22 protein-coding genes, 1 tRNA gene, 1 rRNA gene and 1 riboswitch are annotated in these 21,726 nt (G+C 64.0%); of the genes, 12 read left to right on the top strand and 12 right to left on the bottom strand.

The features are described from left to right. Window positions 1-73 precede the first annotated feature (73 nt). Window positions 74-1,273 (bottom strand): tyrosine-type recombinase/integrase, encoded by a 1,200-nt coding sequence (locus AC1D02_RS17020; RefSeq protein WP_477318997.1) that lies wholly within the window; start codon window positions 1,271-1,273, stop codon window positions 74-76. A 178-nt stretch (window positions 1,274-1,451) separates the two neighbouring features. Further along, window positions 1,452-1,527, bottom strand: a tRNA-Phe gene (locus tag AC1D02_RS17015). Between the two features lie 110 nt (window positions 1,528-1,637). On the opposite strand from AC1D02_RS17015, the gene AC1D02_RS17010 reads away from it, so the two are divergent. Genes AC1D02_RS17010 through AC1D02_RS16995 form a run of 4 tightly spaced genes read left to right on the top strand, consistent with a single transcriptional unit; the run spans window position 1,638 to window position 6,112 of the window. Continuing rightward, entirely contained in the window at window positions 1,638-2,870 is a 1,233-nt protein-coding gene (locus AC1D02_RS17010; protein ID WP_477318995.1) for an FAD-dependent monooxygenase, read from the top strand. Window positions 2,871-2,898: 28 nt separating this feature from the next. Further along, entirely contained in the window at window positions 2,899-3,621 is a 723-nt protein-coding gene (locus AC1D02_RS17005) for a DsbC family protein (protein ID WP_477318993.1), read from the top strand. A 59-nt stretch (window positions 3,622-3,680) separates the two neighbouring features. Further along, window positions 3,681-4,250: a nucleotidyltransferase family protein gene (locus AC1D02_RS17000; protein WP_477318991.1), complete on the top strand. Its 570-nt coding sequence runs from the start codon at window positions 3,681-3,683 to the stop codon at window positions 4,248-4,250. A 53-nt stretch (window positions 4,251-4,303) separates the two neighbouring features. After that, complete coding sequence (locus AC1D02_RS16995) at window positions 4,304-6,112, top strand: M61 family metallopeptidase (protein WP_477318989.1); 1,809 nt, start codon at window positions 4,304-4,306, stop codon at window positions 6,110-6,112. A 71-nt stretch (window positions 6,113-6,183) separates the two neighbouring features. Here AC1D02_RS16995 and AC1D02_RS16990 read toward each other — a convergent pair whose 3' ends face one another. From AC1D02_RS16990 to rpe, 9 genes are all read right to left on the bottom strand, one after another. Further along, a complete protein-coding gene (locus tag AC1D02_RS16990) occupies window positions 6,184-6,771 on the bottom strand; it encodes a hypothetical protein (protein WP_477318987.1) in 588 nt (195 codons plus the stop codon). Between the two features lie 108 nt (window positions 6,772-6,879). Beyond that, window positions 6,880-7,386: an energy transducer TonB gene (locus AC1D02_RS16985; protein ID WP_477318985.1), complete on the bottom strand. Its 507-nt coding sequence runs from the start codon at window positions 7,384-7,386 to the stop codon at window positions 6,880-6,882. Window positions 7,387-7,388: 2 nt separating this feature from the next. Further along, a complete protein-coding gene (gene trpC / locus AC1D02_RS16980) occupies window positions 7,389-8,189 on the bottom strand; it encodes an indole-3-glycerol phosphate synthase TrpC (RefSeq protein WP_477318983.1) in 801 nt (266 codons plus the stop codon). A gap of 10 nt (window positions 8,190-8,199) precedes the next feature. Next, a complete protein-coding gene (locus AC1D02_RS16975) occupies window positions 8,200-8,832 on the bottom strand; it encodes a LysE family translocator (RefSeq protein ID WP_477318981.1) in 633 nt (210 codons plus the stop codon). Then, entirely contained in the window at window positions 8,833-9,867 is a 1,035-nt protein-coding gene (gene trpD / locus AC1D02_RS16970) for an anthranilate phosphoribosyltransferase (protein WP_477318979.1), read from the bottom strand. 17 nt (window positions 9,868-9,884) lie between these two features. Continuing rightward, on the bottom strand, window positions 9,885-10,448 hold the full coding sequence (locus AC1D02_RS16965) for an anthranilate synthase component II (protein ID WP_477318977.1): 564 nt from the start codon (window positions 10,446-10,448) through the stop codon (window positions 9,885-9,887). 1 nt (window position 10,449) lies between these two features. Next, a complete protein-coding gene (gene trpE / locus AC1D02_RS16960; protein ID WP_477318975.1) occupies window positions 10,450-11,946 on the bottom strand; it encodes an anthranilate synthase component I in 1,497 nt (498 codons plus the stop codon). A gap of 187 nt (window positions 11,947-12,133) precedes the next feature. Further along, window positions 12,134-12,832 carry a phosphoglycolate phosphatase gene (locus AC1D02_RS16955; protein ID WP_477318973.1) on the bottom strand — a complete coding sequence of 233 codons (699 nt, stop codon included), beginning with the start codon at window positions 12,830-12,832 and terminating at the stop codon, window positions 12,134-12,136. Then, window positions 12,832-13,503, bottom strand: coding sequence for a ribulose-phosphate 3-epimerase (rpe, locus tag AC1D02_RS16950; protein ID WP_477318971.1), 672 nt, complete (start codon window positions 13,501-13,503; stop codon window positions 12,832-12,834). The genes AC1D02_RS16955 and rpe overlap by 1 nt, the downstream gene beginning before the upstream one ends. Window positions 13,504-13,652: 149 nt before the next feature. Here rpe and apaG point away from each other — a divergent pair, with 149 nt between their 5' ends. Beyond that, the gene (gene apaG / locus AC1D02_RS16945) at window positions 13,653-14,027 is read left to right on the top strand and encodes a Co2+/Mg2+ efflux protein ApaG (RefSeq protein WP_477318969.1); all 375 of its coding nucleotides are present in this window, start codon (window positions 13,653-13,655) and stop codon (window positions 14,025-14,027) included. Here apaG and AC1D02_RS16940 read toward each other — a convergent pair whose 3' ends face one another. Then, window positions 14,028-14,267, bottom strand: coding sequence for a hypothetical protein (locus tag AC1D02_RS16940; protein WP_477319394.1), 240 nt, complete (start codon window positions 14,265-14,267; stop codon window positions 14,028-14,030). It lies immediately after the preceding gene. On the opposite strand from AC1D02_RS16940, the gene mltA reads away from it, so the two are divergent. From mltA to AC1D02_RS16905, 7 genes are all read left to right on the top strand, one after another. Continuing rightward, window positions 14,158-15,369 (top strand): murein transglycosylase A, encoded by a 1,212-nt coding sequence (gene mltA, locus AC1D02_RS16935; RefSeq protein WP_477318967.1) that lies wholly within the window; start codon window positions 14,158-14,160, stop codon window positions 15,367-15,369. The two genes, AC1D02_RS16940 and mltA, sit on opposite strands and share 110 nt — an antisense overlap. 214 nt (window positions 15,370-15,583) lie before the next feature. Further along, window positions 15,584-15,670: riboswitch (cyclic di-GMP riboswitch) on the top strand. Window positions 15,671-15,835: 165 nt separating this feature from the next. Further along, window positions 15,836-16,333 (top strand): spore coat protein U domain-containing protein, encoded by a 498-nt coding sequence (locus AC1D02_RS16930; protein WP_477318965.1) that lies wholly within the window; start codon window positions 15,836-15,838, stop codon window positions 16,331-16,333. Beyond that, window positions 16,320-17,093 carry a fimbrial biogenesis chaperone gene (locus tag AC1D02_RS16925; protein WP_477318963.1) on the top strand — a complete coding sequence of 258 codons (774 nt, stop codon included), beginning with the start codon at window positions 16,320-16,322 and terminating at the stop codon, window positions 17,091-17,093. The genes AC1D02_RS16930 and AC1D02_RS16925 overlap by 14 nt, the downstream gene beginning before the upstream one ends. Window positions 17,094-17,126: 33 nt before the next feature. Then, window positions 17,127-19,886 (top strand): fimbria/pilus outer membrane usher protein, encoded by a 2,760-nt coding sequence (locus AC1D02_RS16920; RefSeq protein WP_477318961.1) that lies wholly within the window; start codon window positions 17,127-17,129, stop codon window positions 19,884-19,886. After that, a complete protein-coding gene (locus AC1D02_RS16915) occupies window positions 19,873-20,349 on the top strand; it encodes a spore coat protein U domain-containing protein (protein WP_477318959.1) in 477 nt (158 codons plus the stop codon). Before AC1D02_RS16920 ends, AC1D02_RS16915 begins: the two co-directional genes overlap by 14 nt. A gap of 84 nt (window positions 20,350-20,433) precedes the next feature. After that, window positions 20,434-21,210: an enoyl-CoA hydratase gene (locus AC1D02_RS16910; RefSeq protein WP_477318957.1), complete on the top strand. Its 777-nt coding sequence runs from the start codon at window positions 20,434-20,436 to the stop codon at window positions 21,208-21,210. A 388-nt stretch (window positions 21,211-21,598) separates the two neighbouring features. Continuing rightward, window positions 21,599-21,726: ribosomal RNA gene (locus tag AC1D02_RS16905) — 16S ribosomal RNA — on the top strand; the annotation flags it as partial.

The following is a 21,726-nucleotide window of genomic DNA, read 5'->3' as shown; positions in this document are numbered from 1 at the left end:
TAGGCTGCGTTACTTCCCGGAGACCAAACATGACCGGGTTTTGGCCTGTAAAGTACGTACGGCGTCCTCTTGCTTAAATTCCGGCGGTCCCACCCAATCGCAACTTATCCAAGTAGTCCGCCCACTGTTGCATCATCGCCGTTCTTTCGGGAAGATGCGCAGTGCGGTTGTAAGCACGGCCATGCGGATCGCGCACGGCGTGCGCCAGCTGGTGTTCGATTAAATCGGGACGAATCCCGAGCACTTCGTCCAGGATCGTCCGCGCCATCGCGCGAAAGCCATGCCCGGTCATCACGTCACGCTCGATACCCATGCGACGCATGGCTGCGAGGATGGCGTTGTCGCTCATTGGCCGTTCCATCGTTCGACCGCAGGGGAACACGTAGTTCCCCGCTCCGGTAAGCGGGTGGAGTTCGGTGAGGATGGCGATCGCCTGGCGTGACAGCGGCACAATGTGGGGAGTCTTTGTCTTACTGGAGGTGAAGCGCCACAGGCCATTGGCCAGGTCGACGTCAGCCCACTTCGCCGTGCGCAGCTCGCCCGGCCGGACGAACACCAGCGGCGCAAGGCGCATGGCGGACGACACGATAAAGCTTCCCTGGTAACCGTGCAGGGTCCGCAGGAGTAGGGCGACTTCGTCTGGTTCGATCACTGCGGGGAAGTGACGGACCTTTGCCGGCGGGATCGCGCCGCGCAGATCGACGGTAGGATCGCGCTCCGCACGCTGCGTGGCGACTGCATAGCGAAACACCTGGCTGCAGTTCTCGCGCGCCCTGTGGGCCGTTTCGATGGCGCCGCGTTCCTCGATGCGGCGCAGGACGGCCAACACCATCGCGGGTCCGACGTGGCCCACGTTCTTCGATCCGACCCAGGGAAATACATCGCGTTCCAGCCTCCGAATGATGCGCACTGAATGTGACTCCGCCCAGCTCGGGGAAAACTTCGCGAACCATTCGCGTGCGACGGATTCGAAGCTGTCAGGATCGCCGTCCCTGCAAGTCACTTGGTTCTTCGCTTTGCGCTGCGCGCCGGGATCGACGCCATCGTCCAACAGCTGGCGGGCCTCATCGCGTTTCATGCGCGCTGCCTTGAGGCCGACCTTCGGATATACGCCGAGGGACAGGCGCTTCTCCTTGCCGTCGAAGTGGTAACGGAACCGCCACCATTTGCCGCCGCTTGCGGCCACTTCCAGATAGAGTCCGGGGCTGTCGGACAGCCGGTAATTCTTGTTCGCAGCCTTTGCTGCACGTATCGCCAGGTCGTTCAGGGGCATGTCACACCTCCAGGTTGGGGCAACTTTATCCGGGCTGGGGCAACTGCTCTTGATGTTGCCCCAAAAAGTGACTGGAAGTTGGCGCACTGTGGCGGACTCTGGCGGACGTAAAAAAACCGCATTCTCCTATGAGAAATGCGGTTTTTGCGTTCATCTGAGACGGACTGAACATAATTCTTGGTGGCCCGGGGCGGAATCGAACCACCGACACAAGGATTTTCAATCCTCTGCTCTACCGACTGAGCTACCAGGCCAAGAGGCATGATTATAGACACCCCAACCCAGCTTTGCAAGTGTCGGCCGACAACTTCTTTCAGAAATTGCTGCCGCGCGGCGCAAAACTGTCGCCTTTCAAGCCGCTATAATGCGACGGATGAACAGCCAACCTACCTCTACCGCGCGGCACGACAGCGATGTCTGCATCGTCGGCAACGGCGCGATCGCCAAGACCACCGCGCTCGGATTCGCCCAGGCCGGCCATCGCGTCACCTTGCTGGTGCCGCCATCGGCGCCGCAACCGGCCGCGCCGCCTCCGGGCTCCGAACAGCCGTGGGACGTGCGGGTCTACGCCGTCAACCACACCGCACACACGCTGCTGTCCTCACTTAAAGTGTGGGGCGCGCTTGATGCGGCCCGCGTGGCGCCGGTCGAGGCGATGGTCGTCAACGGCGACGGCAAGCAGCCAGGCGACCTGGCGTTCGACGCCTTCGGCGCCCACGTCGGCTCGCTCGCATGGATCGTCGAGGACCGCAACCTGGGCCAGGCGCTCGACGCCGCGCTCAAGTTCGCGCCGAACGTTAATATCGTCAGCGGCCGCGCCGCCTCCCTGGCCAACCATGCCGACGGCGCCACCGTGACGCTCGACGATGGCGCCGTCATCGCCTGCGCGCTGATCGTCGGCGCCGACGGCGGCCAGTCGTGGGTGCGCGGCCAGTGCGACATCGGCCTCGATTACCGCTCCTACCACCAGCGCGCGGTGGTCGCCAATTTCAGCTGCGAGAAGCCGCACCACGGCGTCGCCTATCAGTGGTTCACCTGCCACGAAGGCATCGTCGCGCTGCTGCCGCTGCCCGGCAACCGCGTATCGCTGGTGTGGTCGGCGCCCGATGCGCTGGCCGAGACGCTGATGCGCGAAACGCTGTCCGAGATGGCGGTGCGCCTGGCGCTGCTGTGCGAGGACAAGCTGGGCGCGCTGCGGCCGCTGCAGCCGGAGTGCGTCAAGGACCTGCCGCTGGCGCTGATCCGCCCGCACGCGATCACCGCGCCGCGCGTGGCGCTGGTGGGCGACGCCGCGCACGTGGTGCATCCGCTGGCCGGCCACGGCATGAACCTCGGTTTTGCCGACGTCGCCGCGCTGCTCGACACCGTCGCCGCGCGCGAAGGCCACCGCAGCATCGGCGACGAGCGCGTGCTGGCGCGCTACGCCCGCGCGCGCAAGGAAGACGTGCTGTTGATGCAACTGGCCACCGACGGCCTGGCGCGCTTGTTCGGCACGGATCTCGAACCGGTGCGCGTGGTGCGCAATTTGGGGCTAAACTTGCTGGATAAGTTGCCCATGCTCAAGCGTCGGCTGATGGCCCACGCGATGGGCAAGTGAACATTTTAGTAATCAAGACAGGAACATAATGAGTAAATCACAAATCGCGGTGCTGTTGGCGGCCGCCCTGGTGGCAGCTTGCGCCGGCGCCGAGTCGCCGGTCGAAGCGAACATCAAGAAGGTCGTCGAACCGCGTCTCGGTCCTGGCGTGAAGATCGATTCGGTCAAGGAGACCCCTTACGCCGGCCTGTACGAGGTGCGCGCCGCCGGCGACATCCTCTACACCGACAAGAAGGGCGAGTACCTGATCATCGGCCACGTCTACAACGCCAAGACGACCGAAGACCTGACCAAAGCGCGCATCGACGAGATCAACAAGATCAAGTTCTCCGACCTGCCGGTCGAGATGGCGCTGAAGACCGTCAAGGGCGACGGCAAGCGCGTGATGGCGGTGTTCGAAGACCCGAACTGCGGCTACTGCAAGCGCTTCCGCCAGACCACGATGAAGGAAATCGACAACGTCACCGTCTACACCTTTATGTACAACATCCTGTCGGACGATTCCTTCGTCAAGTCGAAGAACATCTGGTGCGCGGCCGACCGCAACAAGGCATGGGACGACTGGATGGTGTCCGGCAAGGCAGCACCCGCGGCGCCCGCGAACTGTACGACGCCGAACGACAAGATCGTGGAGCTTGGCCATCGCCTGCGCATCCAGGGCACGCCGGCGATCTTCTTCGCCGACGGGAGCCGCATTCCGGGCGCGGTCGACCTGAAGACGCTCGAAGCGAAGTTCTCCAGCCTCAAATAACCCGGCTGTCAAGGTCTGACCCCGCGGGGTCGGACCCCGGTGTACATCCAGACCCTGCCATGACCGAAACTCTCCCCGTCGGCATCCTGCTCGCAGCGGGCAGGGGCCGCCGTTTCGACCCCACAGGACAACGCAACAAACTGCTCCAGCCATTCGCTGGCGGAGAGCCGGTGGTCGTCGCCAGCGCGCGGACGCTGCTGGCGGTGCTGCCGAAGGTTATCGCGGTCGTGCGCGATGCCGACGTCGCTTTGCTCCTGCGCGCAATCGGCTGCGACGTCACGGTTTGCCCCGATGCCGACGAAGGCATGGCGAGGTCGCTGGTCCACGCGGTGCGCCACTCGCTGCCCGCGCAGTCCTGGCTGATCGCCCTAGGCGACATGCCGCACGTGCGCGAGGCGACCATCAGGGCGCTGGCCGATGCGGTGGCCGATGGAGCGACAATCGCGGCGCCGATGAACGCGGGACGCCGCGGCAACCCGGTCGCCTTCGGCCATGCATGCCTCCGGCACTTGCTGGCGCTGGAAGGCGATCAGGGCGCGCGCGGCGTGCTCGGCCTGCATCCAGTGACAGAAGTGACAGTGAACGATCCCGGCATCTTCGCCGACATTGACCTGCCGTCCGATCTGTAGCGGCCAGGAAAATCCGGCTACACTAGCGACTCCTCAGCGGGAGATAACACACCATGAAAAAAACAAACCCAAAAAAGCAGCCCGCCATCCAGTACACCATTGTGCCGAAGGACCTGGCCGGCCACCTGTTCGATGTGACCGTCACGGTCGCCTCGCCGGCGCCCGAAGGTCAGGAGTTCGCGCTGCCGGCGTGGATCCCGGGCAGCTACATGATCCGCGAGTTCGCGCGCAATATCGTCCAAATCCGCGCCGAAGCGCACGGCAAGCCGGTTGCGCTGGCCAAGGTGGACAAGCATTCGTGGCGCGCGGCGCCCGTCGACGGTCCCCTGACCGTCAGCTACGAGGTCTACGCCTGGGACCTGTCGGTGCGCGCCGCCCACCTCGACCAGACCCACGGCTTCTTCAACGGCACCAGCGTCTACCTGCGCGTTCTCGGACAGGAGCACATGCCGCACCAGGTCGACATCCAGCGTCCGCATGACCCAGCCGCCAAGTCGTGGCGCGTGGCGACTTCGCTGCCGGAGCAGGGCGCCAGGCGCTACGGTTTCGGAACCTATGTCGCCGCGGACTACGACGACCTGATCGACCACCCGGTCGAAATGGGCGACTTCGCGCTGGCCACCTTCAAGGCGCACGGCATCCCGCACGACATCGTCATCACCGGCCGCGTGCCGAACCTCGACATGGCGCGCCTGCAGGCCGACCTGAAGGCGATATGCGAAACCCAGATCGCTTTCTTCGAGCCGAAATCGAAAAAAGCGCCGATGGACCGCTACGTGTTCCTCACGCTGGCAGTCGGCGACGGCTACGGCGGTCTCGAGCACCGCGCCTCGACCGCGCTCATTTGCGCGCGCGCCGACCTGCCGGTGGCGACCACGCCGAAGAAGCTCGAGGCCACCGACGGTTATTTGAAATTCCTCGGCCTGTGCAGCCACGAGTACTTCCACACCTGGAACGTCAAGCGCATCAAGCCGGCCGCATTTGCGCCGTACGACCTGCAGGCCGAAACCTACACGCCGCTGCTTTGGCTGTTCGAAGGCTTCACCAGCTACTACGACGACCTGCTGCTGGTGCGCGCGGGCCTGCTTGGCGAAGAGGCCTATCTCAAGCTGCAGGCCAAAACCGTGGCCAGCGTCCTGCGCGGCAGCGGACGGACCAAGCAGAGCGTCGCCGATTCCAGCTTCGACGCCTGGGGAAAGTACTACCGCCAGGACGAGAATGCGCCGAACGCCATCGTCAGCTACTACACCAAAGGTTCGCTGGTGGCGCTGATGTTCGACCTGACCATCCGCGCCAGGACCGCCGGCAAGAAGACGCTGGACGACGTGATGCTGGCGCTGTGGCAGCGCTACGGCCGCGAGTTCTACGCAACGGCGGCGCGTGGCGTGACCGAGGCGGAAGTCGAAGCGCTGTTCGACGAGATCAGCGGCCTGAAACTCAAGCCGCTGTTCGAACGCTACGTGCGCGGCACCGACGACCTGCCGCTGGCAAAGCTGTACGCGCCGTTCGGCGTGAAGCTGGCGGACGAACGCAAGGCCGCCAAGCCGTCGTTCGATGTGGCCACCGGCCGCGATGGCGGCGACTGCAAGCTGACGCAGGTCCACGAGGGCGGGGCGGCGCATCGCGCGGGACTGTCGGCCGGAGACGTGCTGGTTGCGCTCGACCGCGTCCGCGTGTCCGGCAATCCGTCGAACCTCGATTCGCTGCTGGGGCGCTACCGCGTCGGCGACTCGGTCAAGGTGCACGCGTTCCGGCGCGACGAACTGATGACGTTCAACGTCGAGCTGCAGGGCGACCGCGTTCCCGCCATCGCGATGGAAGTGACGCTCAGCGACAAGAAGCTGAAACGCCCGAGCGCTTGAATGCGAGCTGCGGCGTCGAACAGCCGGGGTCAGGTCCGGCGGACCTGACCCCGGGGGTAGGCCGCGGCGCATCAACCCGCCGTCGCAACCGCTCCAATCACCGCCAGGATCCACACGACGCAGCCGACCGCGATCCACGCGTAATTCGCGCCCGTCAGTTTGCTGTTACGCGTGCCTTCCGGATCGCCGCAGCTTTCGTTGATCAGGCACTGCGCCTTGTAATAGAAAAACCACAATGGAAAGATCATCGCCATCGACAGGTAATCCGTCACCGGCGAGCCGATCGATTTACGCGACAGCTTATCGAGCACGCTGCTGACCAGGATCAGGATCACCAGGAAGGTCGCGTGCGCGCCGTTCTCCCACTCGTCCAGTGATCCGCCGGCGTGCGCCTTGACCCGCCGGAACAGCGAATGGAAAAAGAAGATCCCGAAAATCGCCCGCGCCACAGGCCAGAATTTCCGCTCCTTCGCGTCCGGCTGCGCACTGCGCTTGTAGCACGACCACTGCTTGTACATCCAATAGATCGAATACAGCCCCAGCGTGGCGACGAACAGGATGGTGAATTTGCGCTTCGCGACAATGTAGAAGCGATCGGGTTCGACGGCGGAGGGAAGCTCGGCTTCGGGGATGCTGGCAGTGCCGGTGGCGTCGATCATCGTTCTTGTTCCAATGCTATAACAATTAACCAATTGTTAATGTAGCACGAACAAATCGAGCCGGGGCCTGGTTCCCCGGACCTGGCCCCATTTTCTGTCGCGACGCGCCTACTGCACCGGCGCCAGCGTCCGCAGCTGGAAGCGATAATCGGCGTTGAACAGAAAGGTCTCGGAAAACGTCAGCGACTTGCCCGGCCCGCTGGCCAGGTTGAACGGCTTCGGCAAGGGCCCCGCCCGTTCCACCGACGCCAGCGCGACTTTCGACGCATCATGGTCGCGCGAGCGCTGCACCGAGACTTTGGTCGGCTTGCCGGTGTGGTCCACCGTGATGCTGAGAACGACGATCGCCGGCAGCATGGGCGGGAGCTTGCCGCTGAAGGTGTAGTCGGCGTTGGACCGCATGATCTGCGCGGCGACGTCGGACTTGTAGGTGTCCACGCTGTCGAACGAGGTGCGCTGGCCCGGCAAGATGCTGCTGGCAGGCGCCGGCGCTCGCCACTCCGCCTGCGGCGCCGAAGCCGGGGCAGGCGCGATGGCCGGTAGACGGTGGCCGCACGCGGCCAGCAACAGCAGCATGCATGCGCATGCCGCCTGGTACTTCGATACGGGTTTCATGATCAGTCGAACAGCCTGGCAAGTTCCATCCCCGGGTCGGGTTTGCGCATGAAGGCCTCACCGACCAAAAATGCATGCACGTTCGCGTCGCGCATGCGCCGCACGTCTTCCCGCGCCATGATGCCCGACTCGGTCACCACCAGCCTGTCCGCCGGAATGCGCGGCAGCAGGCCGATCGTGGTGTCGAGCGAGGTCTCGAACGTGCGCAGGTTTCGGTTGTTGATGCCGACCAGCGGCGAACGCATTTTCAGCGCCGCCGTCAATTCATCGCCATCATGTACTTCGACCAGCACATCCATTCCGAGTTCCATCGCGCAGGCTTCCAATTCGGCCATCAGACCATGATCGAGCGCGGCGACGATCAGCAGGATCGCGTCGGCGCCCATCGCGCGCGCTTCGTACACCTGGTACATGTCGATCATGAAGTCCTTGCGGATCACCGGGATGTCGACCGCGGCGCGCGCCGCCCGAAGATAATCGACTGAGCCTTGAAAGAAGTTTAGGTCAGTCAGCACCGATAAACAAGCCGCGCCGTGACGCGCGTAGGTCTCGGCGATGTTCGCCGGCCGGAAGTCTTCGCGCAACACGCCTTTCGACGGCGACGCCTTCTTCACTTCGGCGATCACGCCGGCGTGGCCGTCCGCGATCCGGCGCCGCAGGCTCGCCTCGAAGCCGCGCAAACCGGCGCGCAAGGCGGCGTCGCCTTCGACTTCGCTGCGCAGGCTGGCCATGCCGCGGTATTTTTTGGCGGCGGCCACTTCGTCAGCCTTCACGGCGAGGATATTATTCAGGATATCGGACATAGTTGACTACTCAAGTAATTTTGGACAGGGCCAGCTTGACGCCGAGCCAGGCGAACAGGCCTCCGGTGGCGCGATTGAGCCACAGCGAGGTGCGCGGATTGAGTTTCAGGCGCGAGCTGGCCCGCGCGGCGAACAGCGCCAGGCCGTTACACCACAACATGCCGTTGATGTTGAAGATGCAGCCCAGGATGATGAAGGCGACCGCCTTGTGCGGCGCGTCGGCGTCGATAAACTGCGGCACAAAGGCGAGAAAGAACAGCGCTACTTTCGGATTCAGTACATTGGTCAGGAAGCCCTGCGCGAAGATCTTCCGGTAGGGCAGGGGCGCCAGCGCGACGGGCGCCGCGGCGTCGCGCGGTTTGCTGCGCAACAGGCCGAACGCCAGGTACAGGATGTAGGCCGCGCCGATGTATTTGACCACCGTGAACGCGGTCGCCGACGTCGCCAGCACCGCCGACAGTCCGAGCGCCGCCGCGAAGATGTGCACGAACACGCCGGCGCCGATGCCCAGCGCCGCCATGCAGCCGGCGCGCGCGCCCTGGGTGGCGCTGCGCGTCATGATCAGCAGCGAGTCCGGCCCCGGCATGATGTTCAGCAGCAGGCCCGACACGACGAACATGCCCAAGTCGTGGATGCCGAACATTTAGCTTTGTCCGAGCTGCTGCGTCACCTGCACGAACTGATCGAGCTTGGCGCGCGCCGCGCCCGACTGGATCGTCGCGCGCGCCTTCGCCAAGCCGTCCTCGATCGAGCCGGCCACGCCGGCCGCATACAGCGCGGTGCCGGCGTTCAGCGCGACGATGTCGTAGGCGGCGCCCGGCTGGCCGGTCAGCGCTTCCATCATCATCGTCTTCGACTCGGCCGAATCGGCGACTTTCAGGTTGCGGCTGGCGATCATCGGCAGGCCGAAATCCTCCGGATGAATTTCGTATTCGCGGATCTCGCCGTCGATCAGTTCCCCGACCATGGTGGCCGCGCCGAGCGAGACTTCATCCATGTTGTCGCGCCCGTACACCACCATCGCATGCTGGGCGCCGAGGCGCTGCAGCACGCGCACCTGGATGCCCACCAGGTCGGCGTGGAACACGCCCATCAGGATATTCGGCGCGCCGGCCGGATTGGTCAGCGGCCCGAGGATGTTGAAGATGGTGCGCACGCCCAGTTCGCGCCGCACCGGCGCCGCGTGCTTCATCGCCGCGTGATGGTTCGGCGCGAACATGAAGCCGATGCCGGTCTGCGCGATCGACTGGGCGATCTGTTCGGGCTTCAGGTTGATGTTGGCGCCGAGCGATTCGATCACGTCGGCGCTTCCGGACGACGACGACACGCTGCGCCCGCCGTGCTTGGCCACGCGCGCGCCGGCCGCAGCGGCGACGAACATGGATGCGGTCGAGATGTTGAAGGTGTGCGCGCCGTCGCCGCCGGTGCCGACGATGTCGAGCAGGTTGGTGGTGTCGGCCATCGGCACCTTGGTCGAGAACTCGCGCATCACCTGCGCGGCCGCGGCGATCTCGCCGATGGTTTCCTTCTTCACGCGCAGGCCCATGGTGATGGCCGCGATCAGGGTCGGCGACATCTCGCCCGACATGATCTGGCGGAACAGGTGCAGCATCTCGTCGTGGAAAATCTCGCGGTGTTCGATACAGCGCAGCAGGGCTTCTTGTGGGGTGATCTTCATGGCGGGGTCCGGTGGTGTCAGCGTTCGAGGAAGTTCTGCAGCAGCTTGTGGCCGTGTTCGGACAGGATCGACTCGGGGTGGAACTGCACGCCCTCGATGTCGAATTCCTTGTGCCGCACGCCCATGATCTCGCCATCGTCGGTCCACGCCGTCACTTCCAGGCAGGACGGCAGCGACGAACGCTCGATCGCCAGCGAGTGATAGCGGATCACCGTGAACGGGCTTGGCAGCCCTTTGAATACGCCCACGCCGGTGTGCGCGATCAGCGAGGTCTTGCCGTGCATGACCTGCTTGGCGCGGATCACGTTGCCGCCGAACGCCGCGCCGATGGCCTGGTGGCCGAGGCACACGCCCAGGATCGGCACCTTGCCCTTGAACTCGCGCAGGATGTCGACCGAGATACCCGCCTGCGCCGGCGTCTTCGGTCCCGGCGAAATGCAGATCCGGTCCGGATTCATCGCGGCGATGTCGGCCAGCGTGATTTCGTCGTTGCGCACCGTGTGCACATGCTCGCCCAGCTCCCCGAAGTACTGCACCAGGTTGTAGGTGAACGAGTCGTAGTTATCGATCATCAGCAGCATGTCAGAGCTCCCCATCCAGGCCGTCCTGGACCTGTTCGGCGGCGCGCAGCACGGCGCGCGCCTTGTTTTCGGTTTCCTGCCATTCCATCTCGGGGATCGAATCGGCCACGATGCCGGCTGCCGCCTGCACGTACAGCATGCCGTCCTTGATCACGCCGGTTCGGATCGCGATCGCCACGTCCATCTCGCCGCCGAAGCTCAGGTAGCCGCAGGCGCCGCCGTAGATGCCGCGCTTGGTCAGTTCGAGTTCGTCGATGATCTCCATCGCGCGTACCTTCGGCGCCCCGGTCAGGGTCCCCGCCGGGAAGGTGGCGCGCAGCACGTCCAGGTTCGACATGCCGTCCTTCAGCTTGCCCTCGACGTTCGAGACGATGTGCTGAACGTGCGAATACTTCTCGACCACCAGCCGCTCGGTGACGTTGACGCTGCCCGTTTGCGAGATGCGTCCGAGGTCGTTGCGCGCCAGGTCGATCAGCATCACATGCTCGGCGATCTCCTTCGGGTCGGCCAGCAGCTCCTTCGACAGCTCGGCGTCGCGCTCCGGCGTCGAGCCGCGCGGGCGGGTGCCGGCGATCGGGCGCAGCGTGACCTTCTTGCCGCCGGAAGGCAGGGTCTCGTTGCGCACCAAAATCTCGGGCGAGGCGCCGACGATCTGCATGTCGCCGAAATTGTAGTAGTACATGTATGGCGACGGATTCAGCGAGCGCAGCGCGCGGTACAGCGTCAGCGGCGAATCGACGTAGGGCTTGCGGATGCGCTGGCCGATCTGCACCTGCATCAGGTCCCCGGCCATCACGTACTCGTGGGCGCGCGCCACCGCCTTCAGGTAAGCGTCCTTGTCGAAGTCGCGGATCGCTTCGGTGCGCACCGAGCTCGAAGTGACCGGGGCATCGACGCCGCGCCGCAGCATCATGCGCAGGTCCTTCAGGCGCTGGCGCGCTTTCGGATAGGCCTCGGGCTGGGTCGGGTCGGCGTAGACGATCAGGTACAGCTTGCCCGACAGGTTGTCGATTACCGCCAGTTCCTCGGTGACCATCAGTTGGATGTCGGGCAGGCCCAAGTCGTCCTTCGGCGCGCCGTCCGCCAGCTTGCGCTCGATGTGGCGCACGGTGTCGTAGCCGAAGTAGCCGGCCAGGCCGCCGCAGAAGCGCGGCAGGCCGGGACGCAGGGCCACCTTGAAGCGCGCCTGGTATTGTTCGATGAAGTCGAGCGGATTGCCTTCGTGCGTCTCGATCACGCTGCCGTTCTTGACGATCTCGGTGCGCGTGCCGAAGTTGCGCAGCACCGTGTTGGCGGGCAGGCCGATGAACGAGTAGCGCCCGAAGCGCTCGCCGCCGACCACCGATTCGAGCAGGAAGGTGTTCTTGCCGGTGTTCTGGGTCTGGGCCAGCTTCAGGTACAGGGTGAGCGGCGTTTCGAGGTCGGCGAAAGCTTCCGAAATGAGCGGAATGCGGTTGTAGCCTTCGTTGGCCAACGATTTGAATTCGAGTTCGGTCATGCTTTTCTCCAGGCCGCCGGGGGAGGGATGGCGGCGTAGGGTTTCAAAAAACCTGCCGGCGCGCGGGCGCGGGCAGCAATCGACGTGGGTTACTTAGCCCAGGATTGCCAGCGTCGCCAAAGCCAGGCCTCAAGGGCGCCGGTTTGGTTGACAGTGTGTTTTTTGGTGAAAAACATGTGTGTTTGCGTCAGTTTGCGATGCGGTTATGCGAACTTATCAGGGTTGCCGCTTCGAGCAGCGATTCAACTATACCATCGCTTTCGATTTCGTGTACAGGCTGGCCGTGGTTATAACCATATGGCACAGTGAGCACGAAACAGCCGGCCGCGCGCGCCGCTTCGGCGTCGTTCGACGAGTCCCCGATCGCGACCACCTGGCCTGGGGCCAGCGCGAAATCGGAGCACACCTGCAGCAGTGGCATCGGGTCCGGCTTTTTGCGAGGCAGGCATTCGCCGCCGTAGACCACCTCGAAGTAGGGCGCCAGTCCCTTTTTCGCCAGCAGCGGCGCGGCGAATGCGATCGGCTTGTTGGTCACGCAGGCCATGCGCAGGCCCATCGCGCGCATCGCATCGAGGCCGGCCAGCACGCCGTCGTACAGCGCGCTGTGGTCGCCGTTGATCGCCAGGTAGTGGCGCTGGTAGGCGGTCATCGCGTCACCGATGCGCTGCTCGACGCCGGCCGCATCGAAGTCGATCGCCAGCACGCCGCGGATCAGGTTCTCCGAGCCCTTGCCGACCAGCTGTTCGATGCGCTGCGCGCTGATCTCGGCCAGGCCGAAGTCGGCGCGCATGCGGTTGATCGCGACATGGAAGTCCGGCACCGTGTCGAGCATGGTGCCGTCCAGGTCCACGATCACGCCGCGAATCGGCGCATGCCCGGCCTTCATTATTTGCCGGCTTTGGCCAGTTCCGCGCGCATCGCGTCGATCACGCCCTTGTAGTCCGGCTGGCCGAAGATCGCCGAGCCGGCCACGAAGGTGTCGGCGCCGGCTTCCGCGGCGGCGGCGATGTTGTCGACCTTGATGCCGCCGTCGACTTCCAGCAGGATATCGCGGCCCGACTCGGTGATCATGCGGCGCGCGATGGTCAGCTTCTTGAGCGCTTCGCCGATGAATGACTGGCCGCCGAAGCCCGGGTTGACCGACATGATGAGGATCATGTCGATCTTGTCCATCACGTGGTTCAGGTAGTGCATCGGCGTGCCCGGGTTGAACACCAGGCCGGCCTTGCAGCCGTTGTCGCGGATCAGCTGCAGCGTGCGGTCAATGTGCTCCGACGCTTCAGGGTGGAAGGTGATGATGTTGGCGCCGGCCTTGGCGAAGTCCGGGATGATGCGGTCGACCGGCTTGACCATCAGGTGCACGTCGATCGGCACCTGCACGTGCGGGCGGATCGCCTGGCACACCAGCGGGCCGATCGTCAGGTTCGGCACGTAATGGTTGTCCATCACGTCGAAGTGGATGATGTCGGCCCCGGCGGCGACGACATTGCGCACTTCCTCGCCGAGGCGGGCGAAGTCGGCGGACAGGATGCTGGGGGCGATCTGGAATTTGGTCATGGCAGGTGCGAGGCAAAAATAGGAATGCGCTATTTTACGCTGTCGCCGCCACTTGCCTTGCGCGGCTCACGGTTTTGTTGTGCAATGTATGATGGATGCCCGGCCCTGCGGTCGATTCATCCAGTCAACAACAATACGAAGGAAACGCGATGGCCGCCTATGACTTTACTGTTTCCGTCAGGACGCAATATATCCCGGAGCAGTCCGACCCGGAACGCACCAATTACGTGTTCACCTATTCGATCACGATCAAGAACACCGGCACCGTGGCCGCGCAGCTGATCGCGCGCCACTGGGTCATCACCGACGCCGCCAACCATGTGCAGGAAGTGCGCGGGCTCGGCGTGGTCGGCCATCAGCCGCTGCTGCAGCCGGGCGAACAGTTCGAGTACACCAGCGGCACCCAGCTGGCGACGCCGCAGGGCTCGATGTACGGCGAATACTTCTGCGTGGCCGAAGACGGCCACCAGTTCGAAGCGAAGGTTCCGGAATTCGTGCTGACCATGCCGCACACGCTGCACTGATCAGGGCTTGTCGTCCCCGGAGTCGTCCCGATCCGGCTTCCGGCCCTGGAACATGGTCCACCAAACGATAAACACCAGCAGGAACATCGCCACGCCTGCTTCCAGAATTAATAGCCACATATCGATCCTTATGAACTCAACCCGCCGCAGTCTACTCGTTTCGCTGGGCGCCGTCGCCTTGGCGATGTCCGCCTGTACCACCGCGCCGCCGAAACCGGAGCCGCGGCCCACGGTGATCATGCCGCCGCCGGTCGGGCCGGTCTTCGTGCCGGCGAAGCCGCCGGAGCCTGTCGCCACGCCGCTGATGACGCCGACCACCTTCGAAGCGCTCCCCGGCTGGCAGCAGGACGACCTGCGCGAAGCGTGGCCGGCCTTCCTCGCCTCATGCAAGGTCCTGGCGCGCAAGGATGACTGGCGCGATGCCTGCACGGCGGCCGGCGGCGTGAACCCGGCCGATGGCGCCGCGATCCGCGCCTTCTTCGAGAGCCGCTTCGTGCCGAACCAGGTGCGCGCGGCCGACGGCGCGGACACGGGCCTGATCACCGGTTACTACGAGCCGATGCTGCAGGGCGCCCGCAAGCGCGGCGGCGCGTTCCAGACCCCTCTATATAAGGTGCCGGACGATCTGCTCACCGTCGACCTGGGCGGCGTATATCCGGAACTGAAGAACATGCGCCTGCGCGGCCGCCTGGTCGGCAAGAAGGTCGTCCCGTACGACACGCGCGCAGAAATCGAACGCGCCGTCATGCCGGGCAAGGAGCTGCTGTGGGTGGACGACCCGGTCGAGGCCTTCTTCCTCGAGGTGCAGGGATCGGGCCGCGTGCGGCTGGCCGACACCGGGGAGACTGTGCGCGTGGCGTTCGCCGACCAGAACGGCCATCCATACAAAGCGATCGGCCGCTGGCTGGTCGAGCAGGGCCAGCTGCCGGCGGCGCAGGTGTCCGCCCAGAGCATCAAGGCCTGGATCGCGGCTCACCCCGAGCGCCGCCAGGAACTGTTCAACGCCAATCCGAGCTACATCTTCTTCAAGGAGGAGCGCCTGCCCGATCCTTCGGTCGGCCCGAAAGGCGCGCTGGGCGTGCCGCTGACCCCCGCGCGATCGGTCGCGGTCGACCAGCAGTTCCTGCCTCTGGGCGCGCCCGTATGGCTGGCGACCACGCGCGCGGGGAGCGAGGCGCCGATGCAGCGCCTGATGATGGGCCAGGACACGGGCGGCGCGATCCGCGGCGCGGTGCGGGCCGATTTCTTCTACGGGTTCGGCAAGGAAGCGGCCGACAACGCAGGCCTGATGAAGCAGCGCGGCCAGATCTGGGTGCTGCTGCCGAAGGCCGCGGGCCGCTAACAGACCGGGGGCTGGGCCGGCACATCCATTACAAAAATAGCATTCTTTTGGTTAATATTAATTGCTAATAAGCAACTAATGTGCGCATTTCTTGCTTTTATTTAAAAGAATGTGTTGTTTTGTAGCGAAATCTATGACACGAATCTGAAATATATTCGGTGAACTTTTTTGCGTTCCGGAATACACTTGATCTTGTCGTGCAGTAATTCGTAAATACGATAAATGGCAAACTCGTCGAAAGGCGAAGGACGCAAAGCTTCTGGTCTAACGGGTAATACCCTATGACAGCAGGGCCGCCGTGGGATCACAAAGAACGATGAATTTCGATCTTTCATGGATTCCCTGACACCTTGAGTTTTCTGAAGTAAGCGTTCCTGATTTAAAAAAAATGAGGCGTCGTGCCGGTCCGCTGGTGGCGCTTCGAAAATATCAATCGCTATCAATTAGCAAACTCAGGGAAATTACAATGTTAAAATTCAATTCAAAAGCACTCGCAATCGTACTGGCAGCAGCAGGTATGGCATCGGCAGGCGTCGCGGTGGCGGACAACGCGCAGGGCGTCGTGACGGTGAACGCAACGCTCGCCGCGGGCTGCACAGTGAGCACTGGCACCATCACTATCGCTTCCTTCACTGCGCTGGCCTCCACTGCTGCCCAGACCGGCAACAGTGGCAGCACCTTCAAGGTCGCCTGCACCACCGGCTTGACGCCGACGATCTCCTCGGCCTCGCCTCGAATCATGAGCATGACCGACGGTAGCGGTACCCACACTTTGCCATTCAGCCTGAGCCAGACTTCCGCCGGAACCAGCTTGTCAACTGACAGCGCCGCTGGCGATTCCTTCACCACCCCGGATGGTTCCCCGCAGACGGTGCCGCTTTTCGCAACGGTGCAGTCGGCGGACTTCGGTGCGTTGCCGGCGGGAAGTTACACCACCAATGTGACCCTGGATGTTGCTTACTAATGACCATGCGCATTGGCGCCGCAGCGCAGCCCACTCACGCGCCCTGATTTTCAAGCTGTTGGGGTGGGGCAGTCTGGGCACGCTGCTCGCCCTCGGGGCCGGTGCGGTCAATGCCGTGACGATCACACCGGTACTCGTCGAATTATCGCCAGCGCGAAGGATCGTTTCGGTTGCGGTGACGAATCCGTCCGATCGCGCTGTGACCTTCCAATCCGATGTTCTGGCATGGAGCCAGCCAGACGGCAAGGACCGTTTCGAAGAAACCGACGACCTCATGGTGGTGCCACCGATTGCGAGCATTGCGGCCGGCGCCAGCCAGATATTCAGGATCACACCACGTACTCCGCCCGGCCCCCAGGAGCGGGCCTACCGCCTGATCCTGGAAGACGTGACGGCCGAAACTGCCGTGTCCGCCAATGCCGCCACGGTCAATATCCGGGTGCGCCATAGCCTGCCGGTGTTCGTCTCCCCATCTGGCAAGCCCGGCACAGCGGTGCGTGTCGCCGAATGCGCGTCGGAGGCCGCCGGAAAGGGTTGTGTCCGCCTGTACAACGACGGCGATCGCTATATAACGGCGAAGACACTCACCATCGATGCTGCCGCCTGGCACAAGGAAGTCCTCCTCGGCACTCGGCTGCTTGCGGGCGCCTGGCGCGAGTTGAACTTCGATCTTCCGTCCAGTATTGCCGGACCGCTCACGGTCAAGGCACTCACCTCGGCCGGTGAGTTTGCTGGCCAGTTACGCCCGATGCCGCGTTAAACCGGTGTTGGTTCGCCGCCCGCGTGATTCGTAATGCCGGCTCTCTCCGCCCCGGCAGCCAGGACAATTCTGGCCGCGACCCTAATCCTTGCCGCAGGTTCGCCGGCGCTGCCCGCGCGCGCCGATAGCGCCGACCAGGCGATCGAGGATGTCTCCGTTGTCCAACAGCCCGGCTCAGCGACTGCGCGATTCACGTTTCACGCACCGATGCTGCAGATGCCGACATTTTTTATGCTGGACGCGCCGGCACGCCTGGTGATCGATTTCGCGGGCATCGAGCAAAGCAGGCGCCGCACCTTTTCCTTCGTCGCGGGTCCGATCCAATCAGCAGCGCTGATCGGCGCGTCCGGGCGCACGCGCGTGGTGCTGTCTTTGCGTGAACCAGTCCAGCCGGTGTTTCGGATGGATGGCAACGACCTCCTGATGACGCTGTCACCCGCGGCCCCGGCGGCTGCTATCGCCGCGGCTCCCGGCGCGAAACACGAGCCCGCCAACATCCAGTCCGGCATCCGGAGTAAAAATCGCAGCGAGCCGCAGCCTGAAACCCTGCTCGTCGAGCTGACCGTCAACGATGAACCGATGCCCGGCATCGTCCTCGCGCAACGCTTGGCTGATGGCCGCCTGGCCCTGCCGCTCGAAGCCTGGCAGCGCGCGGGACTGCGTCCGGCCGGCGTGCCCGTGACGCTGCCCGGCAAGCAGACAGGCTATGCGCTCGAGTCGGTGCCCGGCCTTGTGTATCGCATCGACCGCGCACGCCTGATTCTCGCGCTGACCGTGCCGGCGGCCGCTTTCGATGCCTCCTCTGTGTCCTTGCGCCGCGCGCAGGCCGGCACGCCGGACCGATCCGCGTCGGGCGTGTATTTCAATTACGGCCTGGTCGCTGAGCGCCAACCAATCGGAAGCCCAACGTTCGGCGGCGCTGTCGACGCAGTGGTTTTCACGCGCGGCGGGGCGCTGGTCGCCGGCGCCGTGGTCCGCAGCGACCACACCGGCCGCAGCGCTAAACGCACCGATACCTATTGGCGCACCGATTGGCCGGACCAGATGAAGGCGCTGGTGATCGGCGATGCTGTGGGCAGCTCCGGCGCCTGGAGCCGGCCGGTACGATTCGGTGGAATCCGGTATGGGCGCGACTTCGCGCTTGCGCCCGGTTACATCGCTTACCCTTTGCCGACGGTGACCGGTTCGGCCGCACTGCCGTCGACGGTGGATGTGCTGGTGAATAATCAGCGCCAGTCGAGCGCCAGCGTGAAGGCCGGACCTTTCGACCTGACCAATGTGCCGGTCGTCAGCGGCGCCGGTGAAATCAATCTGGTTGTGCGCGATCTGCGCGGCGTCGTGACCTTACTGACCCAGGGCTATTATTCATCTCCGCTGCTGCTGGCGCCGGGCCTGTCGGATTTTTCGGCGGAAAGCGGCGCTTTACGCCGAAACTATGGTGGCGCGAACGATCGGTATGACCAAGTCTTCGCTGCCGGATCCTATCGATACGGCGTGAACCCCGCGCTGACCGTCGGCGCACGGACGGAAATGCAAAGGACACGCCAGGCCCTCGGCGTCGAAGCCGCCGGGCTGCTCGGCACCGTTGCGGTCGCGAGCGCGGGGGCGGCTTGGTCGCGCAGCGCGGAAGACGGCGCGCCGGCGCGCAGCGGCGCGCGCTGGCTTGCCGCAATAGAACGAACAAGCCCGCGCGGCGGCGGCGCGATCCGATGGGAGCACTTCGACGCCGGCTTCGCCCAGTTTGGCGCCGTCAGCGGCGAGATTCGGCCGAAGGATCGCCTCCAGGCCAACCTCGGCCTCGCACTCGGCGCCGGCAAGTCGGCGGGAACGAGCTACGTCCGCCAGACCAGCTGGTCCGGCGAGCGCTTCAGCCTGGCTGGAATTAATGTCGGCGTGGCACTGCCGCGCCACTCCTTCCTGTCCGCCTATGCCAGCCAGCAGTTCGAGCCCGTGGTGGCCCGCAGCGCTGGGCTGAATCTGATCGTGCCGATCGGAAATCAAACAACCTTGGCCGCCACTATTGGCCACACCAGTGCCGGCGGGACGGCTGCTACCGTGCAGGCCAGCCGTTCGGCGCCGCCCGGCGAAGGATGGGGCTGGAATCTACGTGCCACCGATGCTGCCGATCGTCAGGTGCAGGCGGGACTGGTACGTAGTTCGTCCTATGGCTTGTTTGGGATCGATGTCAACGCCGGCGCCGGGAGCAACGCAATTCGCGTCAGCGCCGACGGTTCGCTCGGCTGGTTCGAAGGTTTACCGTTCGCAGCCAAGCGTATCGACCAGGGTGCGTTCGCCGTGGTTCGGGTAGGCGATATCGAGGGCGTCGCGGTCTCGCGCAGCAGTCAGGTGGTGGCGACAACCAACAGCCGTGGACTCGCCTTTGTGCCCGGCCTGCTGCCGTATCAGGCGAACCTGTTAACGCTGGAGTCAGATAAACTGCCATTGGACGTCAGCATCGGCAGCGTCAGGAAAGAAGTTGTTCCGTATGCGCGCAGCGGCGTATTGATTGATTTTCCGGTGCATCGGGCGCGCAACATACTCGTGACATTGAACCAGGCGAGCGGCGCCCCGGTGCCGGCCGGCGCGATGGTGACGGTGTCGCCGGAGAATAAGGAATTTGTTGTGGCCAAGCGCGGAAAGGTCTACCTGATGGATGTTCGGGGCGCTACCCGGATCGACGTGCGCTGGCCGGAGGGAAGCTGTTCGCTGCCGCTCGCGGCCGGTCCGGCGCGCAGTGGCGAGACCCAGGTCGGTCCCTTGATTTGCCAGGAGCAGCACGATGGCGCCAGGTGACGCGGCCGATTCGCTATGGCGGCATGTGCGAACCCATCTGGCGGGCGCCGCGCTGGCGCTGGCGAGTACTGGCGCGCTCGCCCAGTCCTGCACTGTGGCGCCTGGGGCGACTCTTGCCTTTCCCGTCGTCGTCGCGCTCGCGAGCAGCGGCAACCAGACCACCGACACCGGGCAAAGCCTGAAGGTCGCTTGCGACAGCAGTGTCGCAGGAACTCTGCGGCTATATTCCGACACGGCGCGCGTGATGAGCAATGGCGCGCGCAGCCTGCCGTTCAACCTCAGCCTGATCAGCGGCGCCGCGAGCAACGATTTGCCGACTGTACCGCCGGGCGCGTCCTTCGACATCATCCGCGATGGCCAGCTGCATACGGTAACCCTCTACGCCAAGATATTCGCACAGAACTTCCAGGCGCTGCCGGCCGGACAGTATTCCGCTTCGATCATGTTGACGGTGGAATACTGAGCTGGCCTCCAAGCGAGCAACTTGGGATCCTGACCGGCTACAATCGCGAACCGAAGTGTCCAATATCCTAAAAAGGAGTAGTCCATGGAATACACAGACCTGCTGATCGAAACCCACGGCCGCGTGGCCGTGATCCGCCTGAACCGTCCAAAGGCGCTGAACGCCCTGAACGACAACATGATGAACGAGCTCGGTAACGCGCTCTACAAGTTCGACGCCGACAAGGACATCGGCTGCATCGTCCTGACCGGCAGCGAGAAGGCCTTCGCGGCGGGCGCCGACATCGCGGCGATGGCGGAGTACACCTACGCCGACACCTACCCGGACAACTACATCGGCCGCAACTGGGAGCACATCCTGAATGTGCGCAAGCCGGTGATCGGCGCGGTAGCCGGATTCTGCCTCGGCGGCGGTTGCGAGCTGGCGATGATGTGCGACTTCCTGATCGCCGCCGACAGCGCGCGCTTCGGCCAGCCTGAAATCAAGGTCGGCGTCACGCCCGGCGCCGGTGGCACCCAGCGCCTGCCGCGCACGATCGGCAAATCGAAAGCGATGGACTTGCTGCTGACCGCGCGCATGATCGACTCGGCCGAAGCCGAGCGCACCGGCCTGGTGTCGCGCGTGGTCCCCGCCGACAAGCTGATGGAAGAGGCGATCGCCGCGGCGACGGTAATCGCATCGATGTCGGTGAACGTGGCGATGGCCATCAAAGACAGCGTCAACCGCGCCTTCGAAACCACGCTGACCGAAGGTGTGCGTTACGAGCGCCGCTACTTCCACGCCGCATTCGGCACGCCGGCGCAGAAGGAAGGTATGTCCGCATTCCTGGCCAAGCGTCCCGCCGATTTCAAGGGACTGTAGCAAATAGGCCTTGCGCGGTTCGGGGCGGCTTGCTATAGTTCGCCTCCCCGCAAATCGCGGGGCGCTTTAAAGGGTGCAGCGGAGGTCTCGGACCGAAGCGGCACACGAAAAAAAAGAGCGTGACAGGATCGGCGAAATGCTTCATAATCTCGCCTCTCTGCTGATGAACACAACGCTTCATCGACATGCAGGGCAAGCAGTACCGAATAAGTTCTTTAACAATTAACAGTCGATAAGTGTGGGCGTTTGATGAAGGTGCCAGTGACCTCGGTCACTGAATACTTAAATTATCAAATGTTCACAAAAAAGAAATATAGGCGCTACGAAAGTAGTGGCCTGTCAGTATTTTGAGTGAGCGATCTGTCCGCAAGGACATTAAACAGAGATTGAACTGAAGAGTTTGATCCTGGCTCAGATTGAACGCTGGCGGCATGCCTTACACATGCAAGTCGAACGGCAGCGCGGGGCAACCTGGCGGCGAGTGGCGAACGGGTGAGTAATATATCGGAACGTATA

The sequence above is a fragment of the Massilia sp. P1_C10 genome (assembly GCF_056406475.1).
Note: the sequence above shows the minus strand (reverse complement) of the source record. Positions and strands in the feature narration are given on the sequence as shown.